General features: G+C 68.0%; 16 protein-coding genes and 1 pseudogene. 9 read left to right on the top strand and 8 right to left on the bottom strand.

The annotated features are described in order from the left end of the window. Window positions 1-542: 542 nt before the first annotated feature. The 7 genes from glpE to EA796_RS21665 all read right to left on the bottom strand — a co-directional run bounded on the left by glpE (window position 543) and on the right by EA796_RS21665 (window position 8,194). Window positions 543-872, bottom strand: coding sequence for a thiosulfate sulfurtransferase GlpE (glpE, locus tag EA796_RS21635; RefSeq protein WP_122110115.1), 330 nt, complete (start codon window positions 870-872; stop codon window positions 543-545). After that, entirely contained in the window at window positions 869-1,693 is an 825-nt protein-coding gene (locus tag EA796_RS21640) for a symmetrical bis(5'-nucleosyl)-tetraphosphatase (RefSeq protein WP_122110116.1), read from the bottom strand. The genes glpE and EA796_RS21640 overlap by 4 nt, the downstream gene beginning before the upstream one ends. Further along, a complete protein-coding gene (apaG, locus tag EA796_RS21645; protein WP_021444782.1) occupies window positions 1,693-2,073 on the bottom strand; it encodes a Co2+/Mg2+ efflux protein ApaG in 381 nt (126 codons plus the stop codon). Before apaG ends, EA796_RS21640 begins: the two co-directional genes overlap by 1 nt. Window positions 2,074-2,101: 28 nt before the next feature. Continuing rightward, complete coding sequence (rsmA, locus tag EA796_RS21650; RefSeq protein WP_122110117.1) at window positions 2,102-2,911, bottom strand: 16S rRNA (adenine(1518)-N(6)/adenine(1519)-N(6))-dimethyltransferase RsmA; 810 nt, start codon at window positions 2,909-2,911, stop codon at window positions 2,102-2,104. Between the two features lie 130 nt (window positions 2,912-3,041). Beyond that, entirely contained in the window at window positions 3,042-4,040 is a 999-nt protein-coding gene (gene pdxA / locus EA796_RS21655) for a 4-hydroxythreonine-4-phosphate dehydrogenase PdxA (protein ID WP_122110118.1), read from the bottom strand. 100 nt (window positions 4,041-4,140) lie between these two features. Beyond that, window positions 4,141-5,433 (bottom strand): peptidylprolyl isomerase, encoded by a 1,293-nt coding sequence (locus EA796_RS21660; RefSeq protein ID WP_122110119.1) that lies wholly within the window; start codon window positions 5,431-5,433, stop codon window positions 4,141-4,143. Then, complete coding sequence (locus tag EA796_RS21665; protein ID WP_122110120.1) at window positions 5,414-8,194, bottom strand: LPS-assembly protein LptD; 2,781 nt, start codon at window positions 8,192-8,194, stop codon at window positions 5,414-5,416. Before EA796_RS21665 ends, EA796_RS21660 begins: the two co-directional genes overlap by 20 nt. Window positions 8,195-8,319: 125 nt before the next feature. Between EA796_RS21665 and EA796_RS21670 the strand changes: the two genes are divergently transcribed. Genes EA796_RS21670 through EA796_RS21680 form a run of 3 tightly spaced genes read left to right on the top strand, consistent with a single transcriptional unit; the run spans window position 8,320 to window position 10,776 of the window. Further along, on the top strand, window positions 8,320-9,345 hold the full coding sequence (locus EA796_RS21670) for an aminoglycoside phosphotransferase family protein (protein ID WP_122110121.1): 1,026 nt from the start codon (window positions 8,320-8,322) through the stop codon (window positions 9,343-9,345). Further along, entirely contained in the window at window positions 9,342-10,013 is a 672-nt protein-coding gene (gene murU, locus EA796_RS21675; protein WP_122110122.1) for an N-acetylmuramate alpha-1-phosphate uridylyltransferase MurU, read from the top strand. Before EA796_RS21670 ends, murU begins: the two co-directional genes overlap by 4 nt. A gap of 1 nt (window position 10,014) precedes the next feature. Next, complete coding sequence (locus EA796_RS21680; RefSeq protein WP_122110123.1) at window positions 10,015-10,776, top strand: TerB family tellurite resistance protein; 762 nt, start codon at window positions 10,015-10,017, stop codon at window positions 10,774-10,776. On the opposite strand, the gene EA796_RS21685 is transcribed toward EA796_RS21680, so the two are convergent. After that, window positions 10,773-11,765 (bottom strand): alpha/beta hydrolase family protein, encoded by a 993-nt coding sequence (locus EA796_RS21685; RefSeq protein ID WP_122110124.1) that lies wholly within the window; start codon window positions 11,763-11,765, stop codon window positions 10,773-10,775. The two genes, EA796_RS21680 and EA796_RS21685, sit on opposite strands and share 4 nt — an antisense overlap. Window positions 11,766-11,901: 136 nt before the next feature. Between EA796_RS21685 and rpe the strand changes: the two genes are divergently transcribed. The 6 genes and pseudogenes from rpe (at window position 11,902) to trpC (ending at window position 17,426) form a co-directional block, all read left to right on the top strand. Then, complete coding sequence (gene rpe, locus EA796_RS21690; protein WP_021445645.1) at window positions 11,902-12,576, top strand: ribulose-phosphate 3-epimerase; 675 nt, start codon at window positions 11,902-11,904, stop codon at window positions 12,574-12,576. Then, window positions 12,573-13,393: pseudogene (locus EA796_RS21695) on the top strand (phosphoglycolate phosphatase). Before rpe ends, EA796_RS21695 begins: the two are co-directional and overlap by 4 nt. A gap of 66 nt (window positions 13,394-13,459) precedes the next feature. Then, window positions 13,460-14,938, top strand: a complete 1,479-nt coding sequence (gene trpE, locus EA796_RS21700; protein WP_122110126.1) for an anthranilate synthase component I — start codon at window positions 13,460-13,462, stop codon at window positions 14,936-14,938. Window positions 14,939-14,950: 12 nt separating this feature from the next. Then, window positions 14,951-15,547 (top strand): aminodeoxychorismate/anthranilate synthase component II, encoded by a 597-nt coding sequence (locus EA796_RS21705; protein ID WP_021444357.1) that lies wholly within the window; start codon window positions 14,951-14,953, stop codon window positions 15,545-15,547. Continuing rightward, window positions 15,544-16,590 (top strand): anthranilate phosphoribosyltransferase, encoded by a 1,047-nt coding sequence (gene trpD, locus EA796_RS21710; protein WP_122110127.1) that lies wholly within the window; start codon window positions 15,544-15,546, stop codon window positions 16,588-16,590. The genes EA796_RS21705 and trpD overlap by 4 nt, the downstream gene beginning before the upstream one ends. Beyond that, window positions 16,587-17,426, top strand: a complete 840-nt coding sequence (gene trpC, locus EA796_RS21715; RefSeq protein WP_122110128.1) for an indole-3-glycerol phosphate synthase TrpC — start codon at window positions 16,587-16,589, stop codon at window positions 17,424-17,426. Before trpD ends, trpC begins: the two co-directional genes overlap by 4 nt. Window positions 17,427-17,462 lie beyond the last annotated feature (36 nt).

Consider the following 17,462-nt stretch of genomic DNA (forward strand, 5'->3'; position numbering starts at 1 on the left):
GGAAGAATCCCCCAGAACACCTAAAGGTCGTTACCGATGGCCCGATGCCGGTTGGCCGGCTCTACCTTGAGTTGGATGGCCTGAGCTACAGGATAGTTCTTTCTGGCGGGGGTCAAGGCGGGGACAAGGATAACCAGATGTTACCGTCCGTCGGGAATCCTTGGCAGGCCAGAGGAGGCGCGGCCTGCCGGCTCGGAAAAAAATGGCCGGGAGCCATTTTTAACGTCGCGCAGCGACGGCCCGGAAGGGGGGGGCGCCAGGGACGGCAGGCCATCAAAAAATGGCCGGGAGCCATTTTTAACGTCGCGCAGCGATGGCCCGGAAGGGTGGCCGCCAGGGACGGCAGGCCATCAAAAAATGGCCGGCAGGCATTTTTAACGTCGCGCAGCGACGGCCCGAAGGGTGGCCGCCAGGGATGGCAGGCCATCAAAATTATTCTGCGGGGCTTTGCGCGGTGTCGTCGGGGTAGGTGGCGCGCCACAGCTCGAAACCGCCGTCGAGGCTGTANAAGGGTGGCCGCCAGGGATGGCAGGCCATCAAAATTATTCTGCGGGGCTTTGCGCGGTGTCGTCGGGGTAGGTGGCGCGCCACAGCTCGAAACCGCCGTCGAGGCTGTAGACCTGGCTGAAACCCTGGCCGACCAGGTAGGCGGCGGCGCCCTGGCTGGAATTGCCGTGGTAGCAGGAGACGATCAGTGGCGCGTCGAGGTCGGCGTTGCGAATGAAGTCGTACAGCGAGTGGTTGTCCAGGTGACGCGAGCCCTGGATATGCCCGGCGGCGAAGCTTTGCGGGTCGCGGATATCCACGACCACGGCGCCTTGCTGGCGCAGGGCCTGGGCCTGCTGGGGAGAGATACGCTGGAATTCGCTCATGGGTGCTCCTTGGGGCAGGTGCAGCGGTGGCGTTCGCCGCTGTCGACGTTGAGCAGGGTCATCGCGCCGCCCCACACGCAGCCGGTGTCCAGCGCATACAGGCCGGGCTCCTGGCAGTTGCCTTCGAGGGCGGCCCAGTGGCCGAAGATGATGGTCTCGCCGCGCATCTTGCGCTGCGGGTGGCTGAACCAGGGGGCGTAGCCGGGCGGTGCGCTGCCGACGCCTTCCTTGCTCTTCAGGTCCAGGGTGCCGTCGGCCTTGCAGAAGCGCATGCGGGTGAAATAGTTGGTGATCACCCGCAGGCGGGTGACGCCGTGCAGGTCCTTGTGCCATTTGGCCGGTTCGTTGCCGTACATGCCGTCGAGAAACAGCGGCAGGCGGGCGTCGTCGCGCAGCGCCTCCTCGACCTCGGCGGCGCGGCGCAGCGCCTTGGTCAGGCTCCACTGCGGCGGGATGCCGGCATGCACCAGGGTGGCCCGGCGCTCGGCATCGTGGTGCACCAGCTTCTGCAGGCGCAGCCAGTCGAGCAGGTCGGCGCGGTCCGGCGCGTCGAGAATCTCGCGCAGGGTATCGCCCTTCTTCAGCCGCTCGATGTTGTGCGCCACGGCCAGCAGGTGCAGGTCGTGGTTGCCCAGCACGCAGGTCACCGCCTGGCGGATGGAATAGAGAAAACGCAGGGTTTCCAGCGATTGCGGGCCGCGGTTGACCAGGTCGCCGACCAGCCACAGCTGGTCCTGCGCCGGGTCGAAGGCCACCCGCTCGAGCAGGCATTGCAGCGGTCGCAGGCAGCCCTGGATGTCGCCGACGGCATACAGCGCCATCAGTGCAGGGCTCCGGGCACGGCCAGGCGGAACGGCGCGATGACGGCGTCGAAGCGTTTGCCGTCCTCGGCGAGCATCTGGTAGCTGCCCTGCATGGTGCCGACCTGGGTGGTCATCACCGTGCCGCTGCTGTAGGTGTGGCTGGCGCCCGGGGCGATCTGCGGCTGCTGGCCGACCACGCCGGCGCCGCGCACTTCCTGCACGCGGCCGTCGCCGTCGGTGATGATCCAGTGGCGCGACAGCAGCTTGGCCGGCAGCTGGCCCTGGTTGCGGATGGTCACCGTGTAGGAGAAGGCGTAGCGGCCCAGCTCCGGCTGCGACTGCGCGGCCAGGTAGCGGGTGGTGACGCTGACATCGATCTGGTAGCGAGGGTCGGACATGCGAGTAACCCGTATGGCGTATGGCAGTTTAGCCCTGGCTGGCGGCCAGGTGCGTCGCCAGTTGATCGGCCAGGCGGACGAAGGCGGCCAGGTCCAGCTGTTCCGGGCGCAGGCTGCCATCGACGCCGGCGGCCTCGATGGCCTCGGCCGGCAGCAGCTGCTTGAGGGTATTGCGCAGGGTCTTGCGCCGCTGGTTGAAGGCTTCGCGCACCACCCGCTCGAGCAGGCGATGGTCCTTGGCCGGATGCGGCAGCACCGCGTGCGGCACCAGGCGGACGATGGCCGAGTCGACCTTGGGCGGCGGGTTGAAGGCGCCGGGGCCGACGTTGAACAGGTGTTCGACCCGGCAGTGGTACTGCACCATGATCGACAGACGGCCCCAGTCGCCGCCGCCGGGGCCGGCGGCCAGACGCTCCACCACCTCCTTCTGCAGCATGAAATGCATGTCGCGGATCAGCGCCGCGTTGTCCAGCAGGTGGAAGATCAGCGGGGTGGAGATGTTGTACGGCAGGTTGCCGACCACCCGCAGGCTGCCGGGGGCGGCCTCGAGGCGGGCGAAGTCGAACTTCAGCGCATCGCCCTGGTTCAGGCGAAAGCGCGGGTTGGCGCCGAACTTGCTCTGCAGGATGGGGATCAGGTCGAGGTCCAGCTCGATCACGTCGAGCTGCGCACCGCTGCCGAGCAGGCCCTCGGTCAGCGCGCCCTGGCCCGGGCCGATCTCCAGCAGGCGCTCGTCCTCCTTGGCGCGGATGGCGCGCAGGATGCGGTCGATGACGCCGGCATCGTGCAGGAAGTTCTGGCCGAAGCGCTTGCGCGCGCGGTGTTGGTATTCGGACATGGCAGGGCAGCTCCAGGCTTCAAGCTGCAAGCATCAAGCAAGAGCGCAAAGCGAAAAAACGAAGTCGGGTAGTTTAAGGCAAAAAGCGACAACACCCGTAGCCCGGATGCAATCCGGGCTGGGCTGCCGTCTACTTGCGGCTGGTAGCGGCGGCCATCTGGTAGGCGGTTTCCAGGGCCACCTGCAGGCTGCCGGTATCGATATTGCCGCTGCCGGCAAGGTCCAGCGCCGTGCCGTGATCCACCGAGGTGCGGATGATCGGCAGACCCAGGGTGACGTTGAGCGCCGCGCCGAAGCCCTTGAACTTGAGCACCGGCAGGCCCTGGTCGTGGTACATGGCCAGCACCGCGTCGGCCTGCTCCAGGTACTTGGGGGTGAACAGGGTGTCGGCCGGCAGCGGGCCGATCAGGGTCATGCCTTCGCCGCGCAGGCGCTCCAGCGTCGGCTCGATGATCTCGATTTCCTCGCGGCCGAGGTGGCCGCTTTCGCCGGCATGGGGGTTGAGTCCGCAGACCAGGATGCGCGGCGCGGCGATGCCGAACTTGCTCTGCAGATCGGCATGCAGGATGCGCGCGACCCGCTCCAGGCGCTCGCTGGTGATGGCGGCGGCGACGTCCTTGAGCGGCAGGTGGGTGGTGACCAGGGCGACGCGCAGGCCACGGGTGGCGAGCATCATCACCACCTGCTCCGTGTGGGTCAGCTCGGCGAGAAACTCGGTGTGGCCGGAGAAGGCGATGCCGGCTTCGTTGATCACGCCCTTGTGCACCGGTGCGGTGATCATCGCGGCGAAGCTGCCGTCCAGGCAGCCCTGGCCGGCACGGGTGAGGGTTTCCAGCACGTAGCCGGCGTTGGCCGGATCGAGCCGGCCGGCTTGGCTCGGGGCGGCCAGCGGGGTGTCCCAGACATACAGGCTGCCGGCCGGCGCGGGGGCGCTCGGCCAGCGGCCCGGGGCGACGTCCAGCAGCGCGATGTGCAGGCCGAGCTGGGCGGCGCGCTCGCCGAGCAGCTGGCGGCTGGCGATGGCCACCAGCGCCTCGGGTTGCGCCTGGCGGGCCAGCAGCAGGCAGAGGTCGGGGCCGATGCCGGCCGGTTCGCCGGGGGTCAGGGCAAAGACTCGGGGTGCGCTCATGGGCATTCTCGGTTGCGCCGCGGGGGCGCCAGTTTACGCTGCCTGGGCCGATAACGAAAAAGCCCGGCGCGGGGCCGGGCTCTTGTGTGCGAAACCGCCGTTACAGCTTGGTCTCGACGTAGGCTTCGTCGCGGATCTGGCGCAGCCAGGCCTGCAGTTCCTCGTCGTACTTGCGGTTGCGCAGCAGGTTGGCCGCCTGCTGCTCGCGGAACTGCGCGCTGCTGTCGGTGGCGCGACGGCCCATGACCTGCAGCACGTGCCAGCCGAACTGGGTCTGGAACGGCTTGGACAGCTCGCCGCTGGCGGTCTCGCTCATCACCTGGCGGAACTCCGGCACCAGCGCGTTGGGGTCGATCCAGTTGAGGTCGCCGCCGTTGAGCGCCGAGCCCGGGTCTTCCGAGTAGCTCTTGGCCAGCTCGGCGAAGTCCTCGCCGGCGACGATGCGCTGGTACAGGCGTTCGACCAGGCGGCGGGTTTCCTCGGCGCTGCGAATCTCGCTGGGCTTGATCAGGATATGGCGCACGTGCACTTCGTCGCGCACCTGGGTGTCGCCGCCGCGCTTCTCCAGCAGCTTGAGGATGATGAAACCGCCCGGCGTGCGCAGCGGTTCGGTCACTTCGCCCGGGCTCAGTGCGCTGACCATCGAGTCGAACGGCGGCGGCAGCTGGCCGGCCTTGCGCCAGCCCATCTCGCCGCCTTCCAGGGCGGTTTCGCTGGCGGAGCGGGAAATCGCCAGCTGGGCGAAGTCGGCGCCCTGTTGCAATTGTTGGTACAGCTCGCGGGCCTGGCGGTCGGCTGCCTGGATCTCGCTGGAGGAGGCGCCTTCGGAGACCGGGATGAGGATGTTGGCCAGGCGGAACTCTTCCGACAGCTGCATCTTGCCCAGGTCGGAGGCGAGGAAGTTCTGCACTTCCTGGTCGGTGACCTGGATGCGCTCGGCGACCCGGCGCTGGCGCACGCGGCTGATGATCATCTCGCGGCGCACCTGGTCGCGGGCGTCGGCGTAGGACAGGCCGTCGCGCGCCAGAGCCTGGCGGAACTGCTCCAGGCTCATGCCGTTACGCTGGGCGATGGTGCCCATGGCCTGGTTCAGCTCCTCGTCGGTGATGCGGATGCCGGAGCGGTCGCCGATCTGCAGCTGGATGTTCTCGATGATCAGGCGCTCGAGCACCTGCTGACTGAGCACGTGCTCGGGCGGCAGGGCGCCGCCGCGTTTGCCGATGGTCTGCTGCACCTCGCGCAGGCGGGCGTCGAGCTGGCTCTGCATGACCACGTCGTTGTCGACGATGGCCACCACGCGGTCCAGCGGGCGGACGTCGGCCTGGGCCGTCGCCGCGAGCAGCGCTGCGCCCAACAGCAGGGGGCGCAGGCAATCAGAAAGCTTGGTCTTCACGTTCACGGTAACCTTGAATGCCTTGGTCGAGGAAAGTTTCCACCTTGTTGCCCACTACGCCGCCGAGGCCCTTGAGGACGATCTGCAGGAAGATGCCGCGGTCGGCCTCGTCGTTGAGCGACGGGTTGAGGCTGACTTCGTCGTAGTCGATCCAGTAGCGGTTGATCAGGCGCAGCTTCCAGCAGCAGCTGTCGTACTCGAAGCCGCCGAAGGCTTCCAGGGTACGGTTGCGGCCGTAGTCGTACTGCCAGCGCGAGATCAGGCTCCACTGTGGAACCAGCGGCCAGATGACGGAGAAGTCATGCTGGTCGATCTTGTAGTAGTTCTTGATGTAGTTCGGGTTCGGCGAACCGTCGCCCAGGGTCGGGTTGCCGTAGTCCGGGTTGGTGGTCCAGGTGCCGCTGTCGCGGTCGTAGCGCACGGTGTCGTTGCGGTAGCGATAACCGAGGTTGACCACCTTGTTCGGGTTGTCTTCCGGCTGGTAGTGGAACATCGCGCTGCCCGAGCGGGTGCGGTGGGTATCCGGGTCCCAGTTGAAGGTCGACGACACGCGCCAGTCGCGGTTGAAGCGGTACAGGTACTCCAGCGCATAGGGCGAGACGTCGGCGGTGGCATCCGGACGGGTGCGGTAGTCGATACCGGCCAGCTGCACCTTGCGGTCCTCGAAGTAGAAGGCCTGGCCGATGCTGAAGCGCTGGCGCTCGAAGCCGTTGGGCTCGATCCAGCGGCTGGTCACGCCCAGCGACAGCTTGTTCTCGTCGCCGATGCGATCCTTGCCGGAGAAGCGATTCTCGCGCCACAGCGAGGCGTAGCTGAAGGTCGGCTCGCCGCTGTCGAACACCGGGATGTCGGTCTGGTCTTCTTCCGGCACGTAGAGGTAGAAGGCGCGCGGCTCCAGGGTCTGGCGGAAGTCCTTGCCGAACAGCTGGGTGTTGCGGTCGAAGTACAGGCCGCTGTCGACGCTGAACAGGCCGACGCCGCGGTTCTGCGTGCTGTCGAACTCCTGCTCGGCCAGCAGGCTGTTCTTGCCCTGCTGATCCAGGCTGATGTCGTAGTGGGTCTGGCGGTACTTGATCTGCGGCTTGAGGAAGCCCCAGGTCCAGTCCAGCGGCAGGGCTACGCCCGGCTCCAGGTGCAGGCGCTCGCCGTTGGCGCGGGCCAGGCCGCGAATACGGGTGTCGTACCAGGTCTGTTCGGCTACGCCGTCTTCGTTGATGAAGTTGCCCGAGCGCAGGTCGCGGTCGAAGCGCACGTATTCACTGCCGTAGGTGAAGTCCAGGCCGCCCGGATTGAACGGCAGCTTGCCGTCCAGGGTGAGCTGCGGCAGGCGGTCGTACGGCGTGACGTCGGTGATATTGGCCAGCTCGTAGGCGTGCAGGTTGAGCTGCGCGCGGTAGCTGTCGCCGCGGTAGGTCAGGCTGCCGCGCTGGTTGACGTAGGTGGGCGTGTCGATACCCAGGTCGGTATCCAGGTCCTGGAAGTAGTAGGGGTCGCTGATGTCGGTGTAGTCGACCTCGGCCAGCAGGCGCGAGTTCAGGCCCTGCTTGTGCTGCCAGCTGTACAGCCAGCGCTGGTCTTCGTACTCGGACTGCAGCTTGCGCTCGTCTTCGCTGTCGTCGAGGTAGGCGGCGCCGATCTGGCCTTCGCTGCTCTCGGTCAGGTAGCGGAACTCGCCCTCCATCAACAGGCCGCGGTTGGCCATGTAGGTCGGGTAGAGCGTGGCGTCGTAGTTCGGCGCCAGGTTGAAGTAGTAGGGCGTCTGCAGCGAGAAGCCGTTGTCGCTCGAGGTGCCCATGCTCGGCGGCAGGAAGCCGGACTGGCGACGGTCGTCGATCGGGAAATAGATGTAGGGGGTGTAGAACACCGGGATGTCCTTGACCCGCAGCGTCACGTTGGTCGCGGTGCCGAAGCCGGTGGCCGGGTTCAGGGTGACGTTGTTGCCCTTCAGGTGCCAGGCGTTGTCGCCCGGCTCGCAGCGGGTGTAGGTACCGTCCTTGAGGCGGATGATCGCGGTCTCTTCGCGCTTGGCATAGAGTGCGCTGCCGCGGACGTGGGCTTCGTGCATCACGTACTCGGCGTTGTCGATCTTGGCTTCGCCGTTGTCCAGTTGCAGCTCGGCGCGGTCGCCGACCACCAGCATGCCCTTGTCGCGCAGACGCACGTTGCCGATCAGCTCGCCACGGTTCTCGGTCTGGTGCAGGCTGGCCTCGTCGGCCTCCACCTGCATGCCGGACTGGCGCAGGATCACGTCGCCGGCGAGGGTCGCCACCTGCTTTTCCTGCTCGTAACGCGAGGCCTTGGCCGAGACGAACATCGGCGCTTCGTCCAGCGGCGTGTCGTCGTCCATGCCCGGGCGCAGCGGCTCGACATAGGCGCCGGCGCAGTAAGGGCCGGCTTCGGCCAGCTGGGCGGCGGTCAGCTTGTCGCGCGGCACCCAGTCGAGGTGGCTGTAGTCGGCGCTGCGCGAGGCCAGGGCGCGGCCCTTGCTCTCGGTGACCAGGGTGGTGGTTTCCTGCTTGGCGCTGGCTTTGCCGCTGCTGGCGTCGCTCGCGCTGACGGCGCTGGTGCTGTGCTGAGGACGGGGCGGCAGGCTGGCGGCAGGGGCCTTGGGCGCGCAGGCCCAACCGCCGCTGGGCGACACCTGGCAGTCGAACTGCTCGGCGGCGAAAACCTGTAGGCTGACGGCGGGTTGTAGGGCCAGAAGACTGCCGGTGACCAGCAGCGGGAATTTCTTGCGGAACGCGGGGTATTTTACTGCCATCTTGTTAGTCCGGGCTTCCTGCGCGCTATCGGCCCAGGGGCCGCACGCCTCTCGATGGGCTGAAAAAGATGCTGGATAATAAAGCATGACCCGCGCAACGGCTAGCGCCGTCGGAGACCCCCCTGATGCCTGAACACGATGTACGTCTGCAACAGCTGCACACCTGGCTCGCTCAGCAATTACCCGCCCTGTTCGCCGCTCGCGGCTGGGGCCCGGTACCGCCTGCGCAGCTGACGCCCGCCAGCAGCGACGCCAGTTTTCGCCGCTATTTCCGCTGGCAGGCGGGCGAGCGCAGCCTGATCCTGATGGACGCGCCGCCGCCGCAGGAGAACTGCGCGCCCTTCGTGCGCATCGCTGCGCTGTTGGCCGGCGCTGGCGTGCATGTGCCCGAAGTGCTGGCCGCCGATCTGGAGCAGGGCTTTCTGATCCTGGACGATCTTGGCCACCAGACCTATCTGGAGGTGATCGACGAGCACAACGCCGACACCCTGTTCGACGACGCTGTCGAGGCCTTGCTGCTGCAGCAGCGCCTGCCGCTGGACGGCGATCTGCCGCATTACGACGAGGCGCTGCTGCGTCGCGAGCTGCAGCTGTTCCCCGAGTGGTACGTGCAGCGCCATCTGGGCTACGAGTTCGACGCGAAGCAGCAGGCGGCCTGGCAGCGCATCTGCGCCCTGCTGATCGACAGCGCCCTGGTCCAGCCCAAGGTGCTGGTGCACCGCGACTTCATGCCGCGCAACCTGATGCAGAGCACGCCCAATCCCGGTGTGCTGGATTTTCAGGACGCCGTCTACGGCCCGGTCACCTACGACATCACCTGCCTGTTCAAGGACGCCTTCCTCAGCTGGCCCGAGGCGCGCGTGCGGGGCTGGCTGCAGGGCTACTGGGAGCGGGCGCAGGCGGCCGGCATCCCGGTGCAGCCTTCGCTCGACGAGTTTCTGCGCGCCAGCGACCTCATGGGCGTGCAGCGCCATCTCAAGGTGATCGGCATCTTCGCGCGCATCTGCCACCGCGATGGCAAGCCCAAGTACCTCGGCGACGTGCCGCGCTTCTTCGCCTATATCGAGGCGGTGCTGGCCCGCCGGCCGGAGCTGGCCGAGCTGGGCGCGCTGCTCGCCAGCCTGGCGCAGGCCGAGGTCGCCCGCGCATGAAGGCCATGATTCTCGCCGCGGGCAAGGGCGAGCGCCTGCGCCCGCTGACCCTGCATACGCCCAAGCCGCTGGTGCGTGTCGCCGGCGTGCCGTTGATCGAGTACCACCTGCGCGGCCTGGCCGCCGCCGGCTTCACCGAGCTGGTGATCAACCATGCCTGGCTCGGCCGGCAGATCGAGGAGCATCTCGGTGACGGCGCGCGCTTCGGCCTGCGCATCGCCTATTCCGCCGAGGGCGAGCCGCTGGAAACCGGTGGTGGCATCTTCCACGCGCTGCCCTTGCTGGGCGATGAGCCCTTCGTGCTGGTCAACGGCGATATCTTCACCGACTACCCCTTCGCCGAGTTGCGCCGTCCGCTGCAGGGGCTGGCCCACCTGGTGCTGGTGGACAACCCGCCGCACCACGCCCAGGGCGACTTTCGCCTCGCCGACGGTCGGGTGGGCGAGCTCCACGGCGCGGGTACGGGGCTGACCTACAGCGGTCTGGCCGTGCTGTCGCCGGCACTGTTCGCCGACTGCCAGCCGGGCGCCTTCAAGCTGGCGCCATTGCTGCGCCGGGCCATGGCCGCGGGACTGGTCAGCGGCGAGCGCTACGTCGGACGCTGGGTGGATGTCGGCACCCACGAGCGCCTGGCCGAAGTCGAGCGCCTGCTGGCGCTGGGGCGCTGAGGTGCTCTGGCCGGTGACCCTGCTCGGCGCCGTGGCTGGTCTGGCGGTGGCCAGCATTCCCGGCGCCCTGCTTGGCGGCCTGCTCGGCCAGGTGCTGGATCGCCGCCTGCGTCTGCACGACTGGGCCAACCTGCGCGAACGCCTCGGCGGGCGCCCGGCGCCGGCCGACGAGGAGCTGCTGTTTCTGATGCTCGGGCGCCTGGCCAAGAGCGACGGCCGCGTGCTGCCGAGCCATATCCAGCAGGCACGCTCGGAGATGCAGCGCCTGGGTCTGGACGAGTTCGCCCAGCGCCGCGCCATCGAGGCCTTCTCCCGCGGCAAGACCGCTCGCGACAACCTGCGCGCCCCGCTGCAGCGCCAGGCCGAGCGCGGCGAGGCCCTGTTGCGCGCCTGCTGGCGCATGGCCTGGGTCGACGGTCGGGTCGGCGCGGCGGAGCACGAACTGATGCTGCTGTGGGGCAAATGGCTGGGCTGGAACGGTGCTCGCCTGGAGGCCCTGGGCGAGGAGTACGCGCCGCGCCGCAGTCAGTCGCCGGTGGCCACCGGCGGCAGCTACAAGGAGGCGCTGCGGCTGCTGGGGGTGGCGGCGGACACCGAGCCCGAGCAGGTCAAGCGCGCCTATCGCCGCCTGCTCAGTCGACACCATCCGGACAAGCTGGCTGGTGCCGGGGCGTCGCCTGCGCGCCTGCGCGAAGCCACCGAAACCACCCGCCAGCTGCACCAGGCCTATGCGCTGATTCGCGAGCGGCGTGGCTGGCGTTAGCCGCCGCTCATCGCGCTCGGCGCCGCGGCGCGGATATTCAGGCTCAGCCAGCCGCGCAGGCGGCGATACAGTTGTTCCTGCTCGATGCCTCGATTGCCCGGCAGGGCCTTCATCGCCACCTGCACGTAGGTCGGGTGCTTGACCCTCTTGCTGGCCTGCAGGCGCCTGAGCGCGGCCTGGCGGTCGCCGGCCTGGTCCTTGTAATAGAAGTCGCCGGTGGCCAGTTCGAGTTGCGGCACCAGCTCGTCCAGCGGCGGGGAAAAGCCGGCCGGTACGGCGGCGGCCACCAGCAGCAGGTTGTGGATATCTTCCGGCTGGCGTTCGGCCAGGTACTGGGCGGCCCAGTAGGCGCCGCTGCCGTGGCCGAGCAGGACGATGCGGCTGGCCTGCTGCTGGCGGGCGAAGGCGATGCCGGCGTCGATGCGCGCCATCAGCCGCTGCGCATGGGCGCTGCGGCGGGCGGCGTCGTTCGCCGTCGGATCGGGCGCGGCGCTTGGCGCCGCCTCGGCTTCGCCCGGGGCCTCGTCGTCGGCCGCAGCTTCTGTGGCTGCGCTGGTCGGCGGCTCAGGCAGGCGCAGCGGCGGCGCGTCGTGGTCCGGATCGGGCAGGGTCAGGCTCAGGCTGTGCCAGCCGCCATCGGGTAGCTTGCGCCGCAACGGGCCGACGGCGGTGGCGCCGTCGGCGTTTTCCGCATCGCCGGGCAAGAGGATCACCGCGCCACTGGGTTCGCCGACATTGGCCGGCAGCCAGAGGGCGAGGAAGCGCTCGTCGCCGGCCTGCAGCCACTGCTGTTCGCGCTGCTCCAGACGCTGTTCCAGCGCCTGTGCCTCGCTGACGCTGCGCTCGGGCAGGGCCGGGCGCTCGGGCGCGGCGTCCTCGCTAGGCGTCTCGGCTGCCGCGGCGCTGCCGGGTGGGCTGTCCTGCTGTTCGGCCAGGACGGGCAGCGCCAGCAGCAGGGCCAGGGCGAGCGGGGAAAAACGTGCGGGCATGACGGGCTCCTCGGGCAATCTGCCCTGCAGCCTAGCCGGTTCCGCTGGCGCTTGTCAGCGACCGCGGGCGGCGCCCGACCTTGGGTCGGGGCTGCTACAATGCGCACCTTTTCGTGAATGCCTCCCGAGGTGCGCCATGCAACCCTTCGCCATCGCCCCGTCGATCCTCTCCGCCGACTTCGCCCGTCTGGGCGAGGAAGTCGACAACGTGCTCGCCGCCGGGGCGGACATCGTTCACTTCGACGTGATGGACAACCACTACGTGCCCAACCTGACCATCGGCCCGATGGTCTGCGCGGCGCTGCGCAAGTACGGCATCACCGCGCCGATCGACGCGCACCTGATGGTCAAGCCGGTGGATCGCATCATCGGCGACTTCATCGAGGCCGGCGCCTCCTACATCACCTTCCACCCGGAAGCGTCCGAGCATATCGACCGCTCGCTGCAGCTGATCAAGGCCGGCGGCGCCAAGGCCGGCCTGGTGTTCAACCCGGCCACCCCGCTGGACGTGCTCAAGTACGTGATGGACAAGGTCGACATGATCCTCTTGATGAGCGTCAACCCCGGCTTCGGCGGGCAGAAGTTCATCCCCGCCACCCTGGATAAACTCAAAGAGGCGCGCGCGCTGATCGATGCCAGCGGCCGCGAGATCCGCCTGGAGATCGACGGCGGGGTCAACGTGCAGAACATCCGCGAGATCGCTGCGGCGGGCGCCGACACCTTCGTCGCCGGCTCGGCGATCTTCAACCAGCCGGACTACAAGGCCGTGATCGACGCCATGCGCGCCGAACTGGCCCAGGTGCGCGGATGAAACCGCTGCGCGCGCTGTGCCGCGGCGAGCTGCCGCGTCTGGTGATGTTCGACCTGGACGGCACCCTGGTGGATTCGGTACCGGACCTGGCCGCGGCGGTCGACCGCATGCTGGTCGAACTGGGCCGCGAGCCGGTCGGCGTCGACCGCGTGCGCGACTGGGTCGGCAACGGCGCGCGGGTGCTGGTGCGCCGTGCCCTGGCCGGCGGCCTGGAGCATGCGGCGGTGAGCGAGGCCGAAGCGGACGTCGCGCTGGTGCGCTTTCTCGATATCTACGCCGACTGCCACCAGCTGACCGCGCTCTATCCGGGCGTGCACGAGCTGCTCGAGGCGCTGAGCACGGCGGCGGTGGAGCTGGCGGTGGTGACCAACAAGCCGGAGCGCTTCGTTGCGCCGCTGCTGGAGCAGGTCGGCCTGGGCGGCTACTTTCGCTGGATAGTCGGCGGCGACACCCTGCCGCAGCAGAAGCCGGACCCGGCCGCGCTGCTGCAGGTGATGCGTCTGGCCGGCGTCAACGCGGCACAGGCGCTGTTCGTCGGCGACTCGCGCAACGACGTGCTGGCGGCGCGCGCCGCCGGCGTGCCCTGCGTGGCGGTGAGCTACGGTTACAACCACGGTCGGCCGATTGCCGAGGAACAGCCGAGTCTGGTGGTCGATAGCCTGGCTGCGCTGCTCTGACGGTTGCTTAGGCCGAGCGGCTGCGCTACCGTGGCCGCTCTCCTTATTCCCCCGCCTGTCGAGATCGCACCGTGGTGGTCAGCTGCAAACTCTGGATGAAAGTGATCAAGGCCCTGGCCCGTTGGCGCTGGCGCGCCTGATTTCGTCCGGTCGCCGCGCGCGACCCGTTTGTACCCGACCGTTTTCCCCGAGCCATGAGGCTGATCATGACCCATGAAGAATTCCTGCGTTTAGCCGCCGAAGGCTACAACCGCATCCCCCTGGCCTGCGAAACCCTGGTGGATTTCGACACGCCGCTGTCCATCTACCTGAAACTGGCCGATGCGCCCAACTCCTACCTGCTGGAATCCGTGCAGGGCGGCGAGAAGTGGGGGCGTTACTCGATCATCGGCCTGCCGGCGCGCACCGTATTGCGCGTGCACGGCCACGACATCCTGGTCAGCACCGACGGCGTCGAGGTCGAGCGCCAGCAGAGCGTCGATCCGCTGGCCTTCGTCGAGCAGTTCAAGGCGCGCTACAAGGTGCCGACCATTGCCGGTCTGCCGCGTTTCAACGGCGGCCTGGTCGGCTACTTCGGCTACGACAGCGTGCGCTACGTCGAGCAGAAGCTGGCCAGCTGCCCCAACCCCGATCCGCTGGGTACGCCGGATATCCTGCTGATGGTCTCCGATGCCGTGGTGGTGTTCGACAACCTGGCCGGCAAGATGCACGCCATCGTTCTTGCCGATCCGGCCGAGCCGGATGCTTTCGAACAGGGCCAGGCGCGCCTGGGCGAGATCCTGCGCCAACTGCGCCAGCCGATCACTCCGCGTCTGGGCGTCGATCTCGGCGCGCCGCCCGGCGCCGAGCCGGCATTTCGTTCCAGTTACAGCCGTGGCGACTACGAGGCGGCGGTCAGCGCGATCAAGGAATACATCCTCGCCGGCGACTGCATGCAGGTGGTGATCTCCCAGCGCATGTCGATCCCGTTCAAGGCCGCGCCCATCGACCTGTACCGCGCGCTGCGCTGCATCAACCCGACGCCCTACATGTACTTCTTCAACTTCGGCGACTTCCACGTGGTCGGCTCCTCGCCTGAGGTGCTGGTGCGGGTCGAGGACGGCCTGGTCACCGTGCGCCCGATCGCCGGCACCCGCCCGCGCGGCGCCAATGAAGAAGCCGACCTGGCGCTGGAAGAGGACCTGCTGTCCGACGCCAAGGAGATCGCCGAGCACCTGATGCTGATCGACCTGGGCCGCAACGACACCGGCCGCGTGTCGCAGATCGGCTCGGTCAAGCTCACCGAGAAGATGGTCATCGAGCGCTATTCCAACGTCATGCACATCGTCTCCAACGTCACCGGCCAGCTGAAACCCGAACTGTCGGCGATGGATGCGCTGCGCGCCATCCTGCCGGCCGGCACCCTGTCCGGGGCGCCGAAGATCCGCGCCATGCAGATCATCGACGAGCTCGAGCCGGTCAAGCGCGGCGTCTACGGCGGCGCGGTCGGCTACTACGCGTGGAACGGCAATATGGACACCGCCATCGCCATTCGCACCGCGGTGATCAAGGACGGCGAGCTGCACGTGCAGGCCGGTGCCGGCATCGTCGCCGACTCGGTGCCCGCCCTGGAGTGGGAAGAAACCCTGAACAAGCGCCGCGCCATGTTCCGCGCCGTCGCCCTTGCCGAACAGACCGCCGAATAAGGGGAGCGTGACATGCTGCTGATGATCGATAACTACGACTCCTTCACCTACAACGTGGTGCAGTACCTCGGCGAGCTGGGTGCCGAGGTGCATGTGATCCGCAACGACGAGCTGACCATCGCCGAGATCGAGGCGTTGCAGCCCGAGCGCATCGTGGTCTCGCCCGGCCCCTGTACGCCGACCGAGGCGGGGGTGTCCATCGAGGCCATCCTGCATTTCGCCGGCAAGCTGCCGATCCTCGGCGTCTGCCTCGGCCACCAGAGCATCGGCCAGGCCTACGGCGGCGACGTGGTGCGCGCGCGCCAGGTGATGCACGGCAAGACCAGCCCGGTGTTCCACCAGGACAAGGGCGTGTTCGCCGGCCTCAACAAGCCGCTCACCGTGACCCGCTATCATTCCTTGGTGGTCAAGCGCGAAACCCTGCCGGACTGCCTGGAAATCACCGCCTGGACCCAGCATGACGACGGCTCGGTCGACGAAATCATGGGCCTGCGCCACAAGACCCTGAACATCGAGGGCGTGCAGTTCCACCCCGAGTCCATCCTCACCGAGCAGGGCCACGAACTGTTCGCCAACTTCCTCAAGCAGACCGGAGGCGTGCGCGCATGAATATCAAGGAAGCCTTGGGCCGCATCGTCGCCCAGCTCGACCTGAGCACCGAGGAAATGCAGGACGTGATGCGCGAGATCATGACCGGGCAGTGCACCGACGCGCAGATCGGCGCCTTCCTCATGGGCATGCGCATGAAGAGCGAGACCATCGACGAGATCGTCGGCGCGGCCAGCGTCATGCGTGAGCTGGCCGCGCCGGTGGTGATCGACGCCGAACGCCTGGTCGACACCTGCGGCACCGGCGGTGACGGCATGAACATCTTCAACGTCTCCACCGCCGCGGCCTTCGTCGTCGCCGCGGCCGGCGGCAAGGTGGCCAAGCACGGCAACCGCGCGGTCTCCGGCAAGAGTGGCAGCGCCGATCTGCTGGAAGCCGCCGGCGTCTACCTGGGGCTCAAGCCCGAGCAGGTGGCGCGCTGTGTCGAAGGCGTGGGCGTCGGTTTCATGTTCGCCCCGTCCCATCACGGGGCGATGAAGCACGCCATCGGCCCGCGTCGCGAGCTGGGCCTGCGCACCCTGTTCAATATGCTCGGCCCGATGACCAACCCGGCTGGTGCCAGGCATCAGGTGATCGGCGTGTTCAGCCAGGCGCTGTGCCGGCCGATGGCCGAGGTGCTGCAGCGCCTGGGCAGCCAGCACGTGCTGGTGGTGCACGCGCAGGACGGCCTGGACGAGATCAGCCTGGCCGCGCCGACCTTCGTCGCCGAGCTCAAGGACGGCGTGGTCAGCGAGTACCGCATCCAGCCCGAGGACTTCGGCATCAAGAGCCAGAGCCTGATCGGCCTGACCGTCGACAACGCCCAGCAGTCGCTGGAGCTGATCCGCGATGCGCTGGGCCGGCGCAAGACCGACAACGGCCAGAAGGCCGCCGACATGATAGTGCTCAACGCCGGCGCCGCGCTCTACGCCGCCGACCATGCCAGCAGCCTGCGCGAAGGTATGCAGCTGGCTCACGACGCCCTGCACACCGGGCTGGCGCGGGAGAAGCTGGAGGAGCTGGTGTCCTTTACCGCAGTATTCAAACAGGAGAACGAAGGGTGAGCGTGCCAACCGTACTGGAGAAGATCGTCGCCCGTAAGTTCGAGGAAGTGGCCGCGCGCCGCGCCCAGGTCAGCCTCGCTGAGCTCGAAGCGGCCGCCCGCGGCGCCGATGCGCCGCGTGGCTTCGCCCGTGCGCTGTTGGAACAGGCCGCGCGCAAGCAGCCGGCGGTGATCGCCGAGATCAAGAAGGCCTCGCCGAGCAAGGGCGTGTTGCGCGCCGACTTTGTGCCGGCCGATATCGCCCGCAGCTACGAGGCCGGCGGCGCCACCTGCCTGTCGGTGCTCACCGATATCGACTTCTTCCAGGGCGCCGATGCGTACCTGCAGCAGGCCCGCGCGGCCTGTGCGCTGCCGGTGATCCGCAAGGACTTTATGGTCGATCCCTATCAGGTGGTGGAAGCGCGCGCCCTCGGCGCCGACTGCGTGCTGCTGATCGTCGCCTGCCTGGACGACGTGCGCATGGCCGAACTGGCGGCGGTGGCCAAGGAGGTCGGGCTGGACGTGTTGGTGGAGGTGCACGACGGCGACGAGCTGGACAGGGCGCTGAAGACCCTGGATACGCCGCTGCTGGGCATCAACAACCGCAACCTGCACAGCTTCGAGGTGTCCCTGGAAACCACCCTGGACCTGCTGCCGCGCATTCCGCGCGAGCGCCTGGTGGTGACCGAGAGCGGCATTCTCAACCGCGCCGACGTCGAGCTGATGGAGATCAACGAGGTCTACGCCTTCCTGGTCGGTGAGGCCTTTATGCGCGCCGAGAGCCCGGGCGGCGAACTGCAGCGCCTGTTCTTTCCCGAGCGGGGGCGGCCGGCGGTGATCGGCAAGGATCCCGATTGACACCCGCGCGTATAAAAAAGCCGGCATCCCTGCCGG

The sequence above is a fragment of the Pseudomonas sp. AOB-7 genome, assembly GCF_003696305.1.
Taxonomy (GTDB): Bacteria; Pseudomonadota; Gammaproteobacteria; order Pseudomonadales; family Pseudomonadaceae; genus Aquipseudomonas.